This is a genomic window from Amycolatopsis sp. NPDC051106 (assembly GCF_040682775.1).
GTDB lineage: Bacteria > Actinomycetota > Actinomycetes > Mycobacteriales > Pseudonocardiaceae > Amycolatopsis.
Window position 1 is genome coordinate 63,138 of the sequence record NZ_JBFBBQ010000020.1, and the last position, 12,706, is coordinate 75,843.

A 12,706-nucleotide genomic window follows, 5' to 3' on the forward strand; every position below is an offset into this window, starting at 1 on the left:
CCCTATCGCGGAATGATCAGGGCGGCGTTCGCGGCCGCGGCGCAGTCGCGCAGCGCGTCGGCCGGCGTCGCCTGGCCGAGCAGCACGGCGACGATCGCGGTGCCGACGGCCGCCGACACCTGGGGGTAGGCCGGGTGCACCGGCCGGACGCGGGCGTTCTCCAGCGCGTCGACGAAGACGGGCAGGCCCGGGGTCTGCGCGGTCTTCTCCTGCCACGCCGGCAGTTGCTGCGTCCCGCGGCTCAGCGGAAGGCTGCCGGCGCCGTCGTCCCAGCGGACGTCCTGGGCCGGACCGGCCAGCCAGGACAGGAAGGTGCGCGCCGCCTGGACGCGCTCCTCGCCGTTGTCGAACAGCGTCCAGGTGTCCGGTCCGGAGATGGTGCCCGGCCGGCCGCTGAAGCTCGGCAGCGGCACGACCGCGTAGTCGATCCCGGCGTCGGCGATGTCGGGCAGCTGCCACGGCCCGGTCGGGACCATGCCGATGTGGCCCGCCCCGAACGCCTGGTACATCTGCTCGCTGCCGGTCTTCGGGTCGAGGTAGACGGACTTCGCCGCGGCGAGGTCGCGGACGACCTCGAGGGCGCGCACGCCCTGGTCCGCGAACCCGATGCCGCGCCCGCCCGCGCCGATGACGTCGCCACCGAGATCCCACACCATCGGCCAGAACCGCCACACGGTGTCCTCGTCACCGGTGGCGGGCCAAGCGGTGCCGAAGGTGCCGCTGCCCGCGTCGGTGAGTTTCGCGGCCGTGGCGACGAAGTCGGCCCACGTCCAGCCGGCGGCGGGCAGCGGGATCCCGGCGTCGGCGAAGAGGTCCTTGTTGCACACCACGGCCAGGGAGTCGAGCAGCGCCGGGACCGCGCGGGCGCGGCCGTTGACGGTGACCGCTTCCCGGGCGGGCGCCCAGAACCCGGGGCCCGCGTCGACGAGGTCGGTGACGTCGACGACGCTCGGGCTGCGCGCGACGCTGGCCAGGTCCGAGCCGAAGACGTAGGCGATGTCCGGGAACGACCCCGACGCGAGCGCCGCGGTGATCTTCTGGAGCATCGCGTCGGCGAGGACGCCGCCGCCCAGGTCGATCCGGATGCCGGGGTGCGTCCGGTGGAAGTCCGCGACGAGCGCGTCGAGGACATTCTTGCCGGTGTCGGTCTGGCCGTGCCAGATCTCGACGGTGACCGGGCCGCCGGTGGCGCGCGCCGGGCCGCAGCCGGCCACGGCGGCGCCGAGGGCGAGCCCACCGGTGGCGCGCAGGAATCCGCGGCGGTCCATCAGCAGGTCTTGCGGACGTAGCCGGCTTCGCCCTTCGGGACGACGTCGTGGTCGCGGCGCACGATGCTGAGCGAGCTCCACCGGCTGCAGGCGGTCTTCAGCCCGGCGTCGGTGTACTCGATGACGATCACGTGGTCGCCGAACGCGGGGGTGAACTCACCGCAGTTCTTCTGCTGCCCGCACTCTTCGGCGATGGCGAAGTCGAGGCCGTTCGCCTGGCGCTGGTCGGACAGCTCGGAGGTGTTCTTCTGCCCGATCGCCAGGCCCTTTCCGTGGGCGTGCGCGGAGAGCAGGCGGATGTAGGCCTGGGCGTCGCTGTCGGTCAGAAGCCCTTTGGAGCGCGTGAAGCTGTCGTAGTTGTCGGGCTCGATCGCCTGGTAGCCCTTGGCGGCGCAGTCGTCGACCCAGGCGTTGACCTTGGCCGCGACCCGGGTTCGCTTGTCCGCCGTGTGGAGGTCGAGCAGGGCTTCGTCCCAGTCCTCGTCGACGACGACGTTGCCGTTGGCGTCGCGGAGGAGGAGGTCGCCCCACTCCCCTTCGGCGCCGGGCTGGGCCTGGAAGGCGTTGACGTAACAGATGTTGTAGAGGCCCGCGGCGGGCTGGGCGGTGTGGTCGCGGCTGACGACCTTGACGTCGCTCGCCGGGGTGTAGGCGCCGCCGATCTGGTAGTCGAAGCCGGCCTTGACCGGCGGGGGCGTGACGGCGGCGGCCGGTGCCGCGGAGGCGGAACACGCGGTGCCGGCCATGACGAGCGTCGCCAGGGCGGCGCCGGCGAGGAACTGAACGCGGGAAGAGGGCATCATCGAGCTCCGGATGATGGTGGGCACGACCCCGCCTCGGACCACGAGCACGTCCTGGCGACTCAGTCCGGGCTCGCGGCGAAGGCCGACATACCGGCTGGGCGTACCTCTGACGTCGGGGCGTCCGTTCCGACGTGCTCAGCAGTAAAGCGAGCAACACCGGGCATGTCAAGTGCTCGATAGTGCAAGAAGTCCACCCTAAATGGACAGAATTGCGCGTCGCGTGCGGCCTGGTAGAAACAGGACGTCCGATTTTCCGCAGTGCGACCAGGGCTCTCGGGGGTGTGATGACGGCCAGCGCGCCGGGGCCGGTCGAGGCGCAGTTCCGGGCGTCCGTCACCCGGTTCGCCGGACCCGCGCGAGCCGTCGCCACCGGGGCCGTCGGCGTCTTCGGGGTGGTCGCGGCGCCCGGTGCGTTCCCGGCCGTCGGACTGCTCGCCCTGACCCTCGTGGCCGGCGCCGCCGACGTCTTCGCCGGGCGGCGCACGTCGTTCGCGCTGGCGGTGCTGCGGGCCGGGGCGGTGGGCGCGTGCCAGCCGTGGATCACGTCGGTGCCCGGCGCGGCGAGCCTGTGGGCGGTGAACGTCCTCACGATCACCGCGATCACCTGGCAGTGGGAGCACCCGCCGCGGCTGACCGCGCCGGCGCTGGTGGTGCTGCTGGCCGTAGGGATCACCGCGGGCGGCGGGGACTGGCTGCTCGTGGCGCTGCGGGTCGTCGTGGAGAGCGTGCTGGCGCGGCTGGCGTTCGTGCTGCTCGTCCGGTCGACGGCCCGGACGGACGCCGCGCGCGCCGAGCAGGCCGCGCTCGAGCGGGCGGCGGCGCTCGAGGGCGACCGCCGCCGCCGCGAGCGCGAGTACCTGGCGCTGCTGCACGACACGGCGTCGGCGACGTTCCTGGCGGTCGCGTCCGGCGCGGCGGCCGACCCGGGTGCGGTGGCCGGGTACGCGGCCCGCGACCTGGCGATCCTGACCGGCTCGCACCGGGAGGAGGACACCCCGGCGGACCTCGAAGCGGGCCTGCGCGCGACGCTGGCGGGGCGCGCGTTGCCGGTCGTGGCGGTCTGGGAGCCGGTGCCGCTGATCCCGGCGTCGGCGGCGCTGGCGGTGGTGCGCGCGGCCGAGGAGGCGCTGCGCAACGCCGAACGCCATTCGGGCGCGGACTCGGTTTCGGTGCGGCTGGCATCATCGCCGGGCGGAGTGACGGTCACGATCGCCGACGACGGCACGGGCTTCGACCCGGCATCGGTTTCCCCGGCTCGGCGCGGGGTGCGCGGCTCGGTGGTGGAGCGGATGCGCGCGGCCGGCGGCACGGCGGAGGTCACGTCGGCCCCCGGCGCGGGGACGGTCGTGACGTTGAGGTGGTCCGGTGCGTGAGCCGGCGGAGGACAGCGCGGCCGAGGGCGGCGAGGTGGCCGGCCCGGGCTCCTCCGGGCCCACGGAGACCGGCTCCACCGCACCCGGGTTCGCCGCCGCCGCTGCTGCCGGAACCGCTCCCGATCCCATCGCCGCGCCCAGCACCCCAGCGAACACACCCACGCCCGGACCTGTGGCCCGCCCAGCCGCACCCAGTGCCCCCACTGACAAACCCGCCACGCCCGGACCCGCGCCTCACCCCGCCACCGCGCTCGGGTTCGCCACCGCCGCCGCTGCCGGAACCGCTCCGGATCCCATAGCCGCGCCCAGCACCCCGGCGATCACGCCCACCCCCGAGCCCGCAGCCCCCACCGTCGGGCCCAGTGCCCACACCACACCCGGCCCCACGGCCCGCCCCGCCGCCGCAAGCGACACTCCCAGCGACCTCGCCGCGCCCACCGACGCCGCGACTCGGCTCGCCACCCCCGAACCCCCGGCGCGCTCCGCCAGGCCCAGCTTCCCCCCGAACACACCCGCCACTCCCGGACCGACAGCCAGGCCCGCGACCCCACACGACGCCTCCAGCGACCCCGCGATCCGGCTCGCCGCGGCCATCCGGATCGTGCTGCTCGGCGTCACCGGCATCATCCAGCTCGGCCTCGGGATCGCTCCGCTCCTCCGGCACCACTCCTCCTACCGGCCGCCGGTCGCCGCCGATCTCGCCTACGTGACCCTCGCCGGCGTCACCGCCCTTTGCGCCCTCTGGGTGCTGCGGCGCAAGCCGCTCCCCCGGTCGATGGCCGCCGGCGGGACGCTCGTCGTGCTCGCCGCCTCCTCCGCCGCGACCGCCGCGCTGCCGCCGGATGCCTTCTTCCGGGAGCCGCACTGGTCGTTCGGGCTCGTCGGGTGGCACCTGCTCGTGCTGCTCGCCGACCGGCCGCCCGCCCTGCTGACCGCGCTCGCCGCCCACACGGCCGCCAGCGTCACCCAGTTCCTGCTCGGCGGGGCCCCGACGCGCACCGAACTCGGCGACGCCGCGATCGTGCTCTTCGGCGTGACCGTCTTCCAGCTCGCCATCGCCGGGCTGATCCGGCTGCTCGACCGCCGCGCGGGCGAGGCCGCCGCGGCCGCCGCCGAGCGGGAGCGCCTCGCCATCCGGGCCGCCCTCGCCGCGCAGGCCGGGCGGGACCTGCGCACCGGGTTCGCCGAACAGCTCGGCGCCACCCTCCCGCTGCTGGCCGGCCTCGCCGACGGCACCGTCGACCCGCGCACGCCGGACGCCCGCGCCCGCTGCGCGCTGGCCGCCGCGCAGCTGCGGCGGCTCTTCGCGGAGAACGACGACGTGCCCGACCCGCTCGTGCACGAGGTCACCGCGTGCCTCGACGTCGCCGGGCGACGCGGGATCGTCGTGACGCTGGCCGTGAGCGGCGACGTCGTCGACGTCCCGGCCCCGGCCCGCCGTGACCTGACCGCTCCCGTGCTCACCGCGCTGGCCGCCGCCCGCACCCGGGCGCGCGTCAGCGTGCTGCGCACGCCCGAGCTGGTGCGCGTCGCCGTGGTCGCGGACGGTTCCGCGGAAGTGACCGGATCCGCGGCGGTCCCCGTCACGTCCCACTCCCGGGACGGGCAGACCTGGATGGAGGCGCGGTGGCGACCCGAGTGACGGCCGTGGTGGTCGACGACCACCCGGCGGTGCGCGCCGGCGTGACGTACTGGCTGGCGGGCGGCGACCCGCCGATCGACGTCGTCGCCGAGGGCGAGGACGTCAAGGCCGCCTGGCTCGGTGCGGGTGCGGACGCCGACGTGGTGATCTTCGACCTGCACCTGGGCGGCCCCGCGCCGGCGTTCGGCGACCTGCGGCGGCTGGCCGAGGCCGGGCGCCGGGTGGTCGTCTACTCGATGCGCGCGGACGACGAGGTCGCCCTGCAGTGCCTCGAACTGGGCGCGCTGTGTTACCTGACGAAGGCCGAAGGCGCCGGGCACCTGGTGGAAGCGACCCGGGCCGCGGCGCAGGACCGGCCCTACACCCCGCCGTCGCTGGCCGGGGCGCTCGCCGGAGATCGTTCGGAGACTCGGCCCGCGCTTTCGGCGCGTGAGGCCGAGGTGCTCGTCGAGTGGTTCCAGTCGGAGTCGAAGGAGTTCGTCGCGCACCGGCTGGGGATCTCCGCCAGCACGGTGAACTCCCACCTCGAGCGGATCCGGGTCAAGTACGCGCGCATCGGCCGCGAGGCGCCGACGAAGGCCGCGCTCGTCGCCCGGGCCATCCAGGACGGCCTGATCGGCATCGACGATCTGTGACCTCCGTGTGGTGCGAACGGCCCACACCACCGGTGCGGCATTCGGGTTAGCCTCCGGCTGACGGAGCCGCGAGGGCGCACCGTTCCCGGCCGCCGCGACTGCCCTGGGGGCGGCCGCGGCGCTCGGCTCCGCCCGCCCGGAACCCGTCCGGCGGGCTTTCCGAGGAGATCCATGAAGCACGTCCGCACCACCGCCCTGCTCGCCGCCTGCGCCGCCGGCCTCCTGCTGTCCGCGTGCGGCGGGGAGTCCGGCCAGGCCGCGCCCGCCGCCCCCAGCAGCGCTCCCGCCGCCCCGGCGTCCGACTCGGCGTCGGCGTCGCCGGAGTCTTCGACGGGCGCGGCCGTTCCGGCCGGCGACGTCACGAAGCCCGGCACCGAACTGAAGCTCGGCGAGCGCGCGGTCGTCCCGTTCAAGTACGGCACCACCAAGTCCGGCACGATCGCGATCACCGTGACGGCGATCGAGAAGGGCGCCAACGCCGACCTCGCGAAGTACGGCGACAAGGCGAAGGGCATCACGCCGTATTACCTGCGGGCGACGGTCGAGAACGTGGACGGCGCCGACCTGGCCTACGCCTCGGTGAGCCTGCGCGCCCTCGGTACCGACGGCCGTTCGACCGGCGTGATCATCACCGGCAGCACCGACCAGTGCAAGTCCGGCACGGCGGGCAAGGACTTCACCAAGGCGGGCGCGAAGTTCGAGACGTGCACGCTGCAGGGCGCCCGCGAAGGCAGCGAGGTCGGCTCCGCGACGTTCGACAAGGGCGACGGCTACGACAAGTCCCCGGTGGTCTGGAAGAACTAGGGTCGCGCGGCCGGCGGATTTGTCGACAGCGCAGGTAGTGCGCCCCAAGGCCACCTTGGGTGCGTCAGACGCACCGAAGGCCACCTTGGGTGCGTCTCACGCACCGAAGGCCACATTGGGGCGCACTGCCGGGCGAGCCCAGTCCGGTTGTCGGCCACCTTGGGGCGCGCGACGCTAAGTGGTGGACCGCTGAGCTTCCCGTTGCCTCCGGTGGGCGGCCATCCGCACCGGGGAGTTCGCGGCCCCGTCACCCGCGTAACCGCCGATGCGCTGCACCACCTCGAAGAACACCCGGCCGCCGAGCACCACGGTGAAGAAGTGCAGCAGCTCGCCACCCTCGTCGCGGTCGTAGAGCACCGACTGCTGCCGCAACGCCGTCAGCAGCGAGGGGTCCGGGGCCAGCCGGGCGTCGAGGTCGTCGTAGTAGTTGCCGGGGATCTCGAGCAGCGGTGCCCCGAGCTCGCGCATCCGGCGGGCGCTCGCCAGCGCGTCACCGGTGGTCAACGCGACCCGCTGCGGCTCGCGCACCCCCGGGGCCCACTCCCCGCGCCGCAGCAGGGCCGATTCGAGCGCGATGCGGACGCGGCCGGACGGGTCGGCCACCGTCCGGCTGCGCACCAGCCCGAACGGTGCCGCGAACTCCGTCACCGGCTCCGGCTCCAGGCCGAGGACCGCTCGGTAGAACAGCGCCGCCTCGTCGAAGTGGTCGAACGGCTGGGTCAGGGCCAGGTGGTCGATCCCGGTCACCCCGGCTTCGCCGCCCGCCGCCGGGGTCTGCGTGAAGTCGCCGAGCCAGCTGTCCGCGTCGTCGGCGCCGGTGCGGCAGAAGAAGACCGACGTTCCGTCGGGCGCGGCGACCGCCGACAGGTCCGCCTCGTCCGCGCGGTGGCCGCGCGGCAGGATCGGGGCGAGCAGCCGCTGGGCGCGCCGGGCCGAGGCGACCGGGTCGGCGCTCTCGACGGCGACCGCGCCGACCGACGCGCCCCCGGGGCCGGACCGGTTGAGCAGGATCCGCGCGTCTCCCTGCTGCCACAACCGGACGGGCTTGGACCGGTGCCGGCCGGTCTCGGCGAAACCCAGGCCCCGCAACGCTTCCGCCAGGGAGGGCTCCGCTTCGTCGTCGACCGCCACCTCGACGAACGCGTGCCCGGCGAGCGCCGGCGCGGGCGGCAGGTCCGCGACGCCGAGCGTCTCCTGCAGGCCGAGCAGGGACCGCATCGCGTCGACCGCCGCCGGCCCCGGGTCGGCCTGGCGGAAGACGTCGTTGAACACCTCGAGCGACAGCGGCCCGCGGTAGCCGGCCGCCAGCACGTGCCCGGTGAACGCGGTCAGGTCGAACGCGCCCTGGCCGGGGAAGAGCCGGTGGTGCCGGCTCCACTGCAGGACGTCCATCTGCAGCCGCGGCGCGTCGGCCAGCTGCAGGAAGAACAGCTTCTCGCCGGGGATCGTGCGGATCGCGGCCGGGTCGCTGCCCCGCGACAGGATGTGGAAGCTGTCCAGGCACAGCCCGAGCGCGGGGTGGGCGGCGCGGCGCACGATCCGCCACGAGTGCTCGTAGGTGTTGACGAACCGGCCCCACGCCAGCGCTTCGTAGGCGATCCGGATGCCCCGCGCCGCGGCGCGCTCGGCGAGCAGGTGCAGCTGTTCGGCGGCGAGGTCGTCGTCGTCGACCGCGTCCGGGGAGACCGACGAGCACACCAGCATCGTGTCGGCGCCGAGCTGGTCCATGACGTCGAACTTCAGCTCCGCGCGCCGCAGGTTGCGGGCGAGCACGTCCGGCGGGACCGCTTCGAAGTCCCGGAACGGCTGGTACAGGTCGATCGACAACCCGAGCTCGGCGCAGTGTTCGCTGATCTCCTTCGCCGACCACGACGACGCGACGAGGTCGTTCTCGAAGATCTCCACCCCGTCGAACCCGGCCGCGGCGGCCGCGGTCAGCTTGTCCTCCAGGGTCCCGGAGAGACAGACGGTGGCGATCGAACGGCGGGATTCAGTCGAGGACATCGGCGGGCTGCCTTTCCGGAGACGCGGTGAGCTCGGCGAAGTGCCGCGACATCCGCGCGGCGTCGGGTTCGGTACCGGTGAACAGGCCGAACGCCTCGGCGGCCTGGAACACCGCCATCCGGCCGCCGTCGAGCACCCGGGCCCCGGCGGCGCGCGCGGCGCGGACCAGCTCGGTGTCGAGCGGGCGGTAGACCACCTCGGCGACCCACAGGTCCGGGCGCAGCAGCCGGGCGGGCAGCGGCAGCCCCGGGTGGGCCGCCATGCCGGTCGGGGTGGCGTGCACGAGCCCGTCCGCGGCGCCCACCGCCGCTTCGAGATCCGTGCCCGCCGACGCCCGGCCGGTCCCGAACCGGCCGGCGAGGGCGGCGGCGAGTTCCGCGGCGCGGGCGGCGTCGAGGTCGAAGATCCGGACCCGGCCGGCGCCGGCGGTGAACAGGCCGTGGGCCACCGCGGCACCGGCTCCGCCCGCGCCGAGCAGCACGACGGAGCCCAGGTCGACGTCGGGCAGGCCGGTCCGGAGGCCGCGCGCGAAGCCGGACCAGTCGGTGTTGTGCCCGGCCGCGCGGCCGTCCTCGAACACGACGGTGTTGACCGCGGCCAGCGCGGCGGCGTCCGGGGACAGCTCGTCCAAGTGCTCCAGGACCAGCTGCTTGCACGGGTGCGTGATGTTCAGCCCGCGGTACCCCGCGTCGCGAGCCGCGGCCAGCAACGACCCCACTTCGCTGGCCGGCACGCCCAGTTCGTCGAGGTCGAAGCGGGCGTAGACCAGGTCGATCCCGAGCCGGCGGGCCTCGGTCTCGTGCAGCGGCGGGCTCAGCGACGGCCCGATGCCCGCGCCGATCAGCCCGGTGAGCACCGTGCCCGGGTTCGCACGCGCTGCGGGGGCGCGGATCGCGTCGATCGCCGAAGACAAGCTCACAGGCACTCCCGTAATGTACGAACCAGTACGTTATTTGTACCTCATGGTGTCGCCGCCGTGAAGGGCCCGGATCCGCCGCGACGTCCTACAGTGGGCACATCAGCTGAAGCGAGGAAGGAAGTCCGTGGCAGCACCATCGTCGGACGCAGTGGCCAGCAGCGGACCCGCACGCATCCGCGACGCGGACCGCACGCGCGCGGAGATCCTCGACACCGCCGCCCGCGAGTTCGCCGAGAAGGGCTTCGACGGCGCCCGGGTGGACGAGATCGCCGCGAAGACCCGCACCACCAAGCGGATGATCTACTACTACTTCACGAACAAGGACCAGCTGTTCGTCGAGGTGCTCGAGCGGGCCTACACGGTCATCCGCTCCCTCGAGCAGGACCTCGACGTCGACCACCTCGACCCGGCCGAGGCGATCCGGCAGCTCGCCGGGCTCACGTTCGACCACCACGAGTCCCACCCGGACTTCGTGCGGCTGGTCAGCATCGAGAACATCCACCGCGCCGAGCACATCGCGCGGTCGAACGCGCTGTCCAACCTGGCCAACCCGGCGCTCGACGTGCTCACCCGCATCCTCGCGCGCGGCCGCGAAGCCGGCCAGTTCCGCGAAGACGTCGACGCGCTGGACGTGCACATGGCCATCAGCGCGTTCTGCGTGTTCCGCACCGCGAACCGCTACACGTTCAACGCCATCTTCGACCGCGACATGCTCGACCCCGCCTTCCGCGACCACCACCGGCGCATGGTCGCCGACATGCTCGTCAGCTACCTCACGGCGCGCTGAGCCGCACGATCCGGTCCGTCACCGGCGGATACCGCGTGAGCACCTCCGGATCGTGGCCCGGCACGACCAGGCCGCCGCCGGCCAGCTCCTTGACCCGGTCGAAGGCGCCGTACACCCCGGTCATCGAGTGCAGCAGCGGCGCCGGGCGGTCCGTCTCGAGGTTTTCGTGGAAGTGACTGGCGTCCGAGGCCAGCACGACCGGACCGGCGCCGGTTTCGACGCGGACGACCTGCATCCCGGCGGTGTGCCCGCCGACGAGGTGGACGCTGAGCCCCGGCACGACCTCGGCGTCCCCCTCGACCAGGTCGACCGGCCCGGCCAGCACGTGGTCGAGGGCGATTTCGTCGAGCAGCCACCGTTCCCGCTCGATCCGCTTCGCCCACGGACCGGTCCAATAGTCCACTTCGGACCGTTGGACGACGAACCGCGCGCCGGGGAAGTCCGCCACCGTGCCGCAGTGGTCGTAGTGCAGGTGCGTGAGCACGACGTGACCGACCGTCCCCGGGTCGACGCCCAGCTCGGCGAGCAGCCGGACGGGCTCGACGTACTCGAGCCCGTCCACCTGCCTCGCCCGCTCCGCCCGGATGCCCGCGTCGACGACCACCGTGTGCTCCGGCGACACCGCGAGCCACACGTAGTAGGCGGTCGGGTGGGGGTGCGCGGAATCCGCGCTGTAGCCCAGGAAATGCTCACCGCGGTAGCCCGTGCGTCGGCCGTAGCAGAGCGCGTAGACGTCGAACTCGCTCACTGCGGAACGCTGACCTCGGTGCGCGCCGGTTCCTTGAGGCCCAGCCGCGCGGTCGGCACCCGGTAGGTCTCCTTCCCGGTGGCCACGGCGATGATGTTGACCAGGCACAAGGCGGCGGTGAAGACGGCGACGCCCAGCCAAGCGCCCCGGCCCGTGCCCGTGACCCCGACCGCGATGGTGGGCAGGAACCCGCTGATCGCGAACCCGATCTGCGTCCCGATCGCGGTGCCCGACAACCGCACCCGCGCGGGGAACATCTCGCCGTAGAACGACGGCCACACGGCGCTCGTGGCGGTGTAGACGATGCCGAACATCCCGATGCCGACGACGAAGATCCAGAGGTAGCTGCCGGCCGCGATGGCGCCCAGGTACGGGAAGATCAGGATCGCGCAGCCCAGCGAGCCGGCCATGAAGATCCGCTTGCGCCCGACGCGGTCGGAGAACTTGGCCCACAACGGGATGGTGACCACGGCGGCGACGTTGGCCAGCACGCCGACCCACAGCATCGGCGTCTTGCTCAGGCCCACCGTGTTGACGGCGTAGCTGAGCGCGTAGACGGTGAAGATCGTGCTGACGGAAGCGATCAACGCGGCCACGACCACGCGCAGGACGTCGGCCCAGTGGTCGCGCAGCAGCACGGCCAGCGGCAGCTTCACCACTTCCCCACTGGCGACCTCCTCCTGGAAGACCGGCGTCTCGTCCAGCGAGCGGCGGATGTAGTACCCGACCAGCACCACGACGGCGCTGAGCCAGAACGGGACCCGCCAGCCCCAGGACAGCAGCTCTTCCTGCGGCAGCGCGGCCACCGGCAGGAACACGGCGGTGGCCAGGATCTGCCCGGCCTGGGTCCCGCTGAGGGTGAAGCTCGTGTAGTAGGCGCGCCGGTGCTCGGGCGCGTGCTCGAGGCTCATGGAGTTCGCACTGGCCTGCTCACCGCCGGCGGACAGGCCCTGCAAGAGCCGCAGCGCGACCAGCAGGATGGGCGCGGCCACGCCGATCGTCCCGTAGCCCGGCAGGCAGCCGACGAGCACTGTGGACAGTCCCATCAGCAGCAAGGTGGCCAGCAGCACGCGTTTGCGGCCGAACTTGTCCCCCAGGTGTCCCAGCAGCAGCGCACCGAGCGGCCGCGACACGTAGCCGACCCCGAAGGTCGACAGCGCAAGCAGCGTGCCGGTCGCCGGCGAGGAGGCCGGGAAGAAGATCTTGTTGAAGACCAGCGCGGCGGCCGTGCCGTAGATGAAGAAGTCGTAGTACTCGAGGGCGCTGCCGATCCAAGCGGCCAAGGCGGCCTTGGCCGGCCTGCCCACGGGCGCGGGTGCGCCATCCGGACGATCGGTCACGTCAATCTCCTCCGCGGGTGCGCCGGTGCAGTCCAGGTAACTAACCGGTCAGGTATGTACCGTACGGTTAATTAGAGAGATTGAACGGCGGCCGCGAGGTTGTCAAGTACCGATTTTCCGGCGCTGGGGGCCGAGTTGATCGTCTTGCATGGCCGGGTGCATAGGGCGTTATACGGTCGGCTGGCCGGGCAAGTGCCGGCCCGGCTCCGGGTGGCACGGCTGGGTCGCTGCGGGCGGCCAGGTGCGGACTGAAGGGGCCCTTCCTCGCGTCTGATGCAAGGAAGGGCCCCTTCAGCGCACTTCCGGACCCGGCATCGGAAGCGGCCGGAAACGCGCTACACCCGGCGAGCCCCCGCGGGTTAAGCTGCCGTCGTGCCTCTCAC

At 73.3% G+C, this 12,706-nt stretch carries 12 protein-coding genes; 5 read left to right on the top strand and 7 right to left on the bottom strand.

Annotation, left to right across the window (positions count from 1 at the left end; translation table 11 throughout):
- Positions 1 to 2: 2 nt before the first annotated feature.
- Together AB0M83_RS17860 and AB0M83_RS17865 are read right to left on the bottom strand one after the other, a co-directional pair.
- On the bottom strand, positions 3 to 1,268 hold the full coding sequence (locus AB0M83_RS17860) for an ABC transporter substrate-binding protein (protein WP_364518250.1): 1,266 nt from the start codon (positions 1,266 to 1,268) through the stop codon (positions 3 to 5).
- On the bottom strand, positions 1,268 to 2,095 hold the full coding sequence (locus AB0M83_RS17865) for an endo alpha-1,4 polygalactosaminidase (protein WP_364518252.1): 828 nt from the start codon (positions 2,093 to 2,095) through the stop codon (positions 1,268 to 1,270). The genes AB0M83_RS17860 and AB0M83_RS17865 overlap by 1 nt, the downstream gene beginning before the upstream one ends.
- Before the next feature lie 260 nt (positions 2,096 to 2,355).
- Between AB0M83_RS17865 and AB0M83_RS17870 the strand changes: the two genes are divergently transcribed.
- Positions 2,356 to 3,444, top strand: a complete 1,089-nt coding sequence (locus AB0M83_RS17870; protein WP_364518253.1) for an ATP-binding protein — start codon at positions 2,356 to 2,358, stop codon at positions 3,442 to 3,444.
- 234 nt (positions 3,445 to 3,678) lie between these two features.
- Here AB0M83_RS17870 and AB0M83_RS17875 read toward each other — a convergent pair whose 3' ends face one another.
- A complete protein-coding gene (locus AB0M83_RS17875) occupies positions 3,679 to 4,062 on the bottom strand; it encodes a hypothetical protein (RefSeq protein WP_364518255.1) in 384 nt (127 codons plus the stop codon).
- Between AB0M83_RS17875 and AB0M83_RS17880 the strand changes: the two genes are divergently transcribed.
- The 3 genes from AB0M83_RS17880 (at position 4,046) to AB0M83_RS17890 (ending at position 6,525) form a co-directional block, all read left to right on the top strand.
- Entirely contained in the window at positions 4,046 to 5,086 is a 1,041-nt protein-coding gene (locus AB0M83_RS17880) for a hypothetical protein (protein WP_364518257.1), read from the top strand. The genes AB0M83_RS17875 and AB0M83_RS17880 overlap by 17 nt on opposite strands.
- Complete coding sequence (locus tag AB0M83_RS17885; protein ID WP_364518259.1) at positions 5,071 to 5,721, top strand: response regulator transcription factor; 651 nt, start codon at positions 5,071 to 5,073, stop codon at positions 5,719 to 5,721. Before AB0M83_RS17880 ends, AB0M83_RS17885 begins: the two co-directional genes overlap by 16 nt.
- Before the next feature lie 171 nt (positions 5,722 to 5,892).
- Positions 5,893 to 6,525: a hypothetical protein gene (locus AB0M83_RS17890; RefSeq protein WP_364518261.1), complete on the top strand. Its 633-nt coding sequence runs from the start codon at positions 5,893 to 5,895 to the stop codon at positions 6,523 to 6,525.
- A gap of 174 nt (positions 6,526 to 6,699) precedes the next feature.
- Here the strand turns inward: AB0M83_RS17890 and AB0M83_RS17895 are convergent, their stop codons facing one another.
- Positions 6,700 to 8,529, bottom strand: a complete 1,830-nt coding sequence (locus tag AB0M83_RS17895) for a TIM barrel protein (protein ID WP_364518262.1) — start codon at positions 8,527 to 8,529, stop codon at positions 6,700 to 6,702.
- On the bottom strand, positions 8,516 to 9,448 hold the full coding sequence (locus AB0M83_RS17900) for a shikimate dehydrogenase (RefSeq protein WP_364518354.1): 933 nt from the start codon (positions 9,446 to 9,448) through the stop codon (positions 8,516 to 8,518). The genes AB0M83_RS17895 and AB0M83_RS17900 overlap by 14 nt, the downstream gene beginning before the upstream one ends.
- Before the next feature lie 124 nt (positions 9,449 to 9,572).
- Between AB0M83_RS17900 and AB0M83_RS17905 the strand changes: the two genes are divergently transcribed.
- Entirely contained in the window at positions 9,573 to 10,235 is a 663-nt protein-coding gene (locus AB0M83_RS17905) for a TetR/AcrR family transcriptional regulator (protein ID WP_364518264.1), read from the top strand.
- On the opposite strand, the gene AB0M83_RS17910 is transcribed toward AB0M83_RS17905, so the two are convergent.
- Together AB0M83_RS17910 and AB0M83_RS17915 are read right to left on the bottom strand one after the other, a co-directional pair.
- Positions 10,222 to 10,983 (bottom strand): N-acyl homoserine lactonase family protein, encoded by a 762-nt coding sequence (locus tag AB0M83_RS17910; RefSeq protein ID WP_364518266.1) that lies wholly within the window; start codon positions 10,981 to 10,983, stop codon positions 10,222 to 10,224. The two genes, AB0M83_RS17905 and AB0M83_RS17910, sit on opposite strands and share 14 nt — an antisense overlap.
- Positions 10,980 to 12,323 (bottom strand): MFS transporter, encoded by a 1,344-nt coding sequence (locus AB0M83_RS17915; protein ID WP_364518268.1) that lies wholly within the window; start codon positions 12,321 to 12,323, stop codon positions 10,980 to 10,982. Before AB0M83_RS17915 ends, AB0M83_RS17910 begins: the two co-directional genes overlap by 4 nt.
- Positions 12,324 to 12,706: the final 383 nt, after the last annotated feature.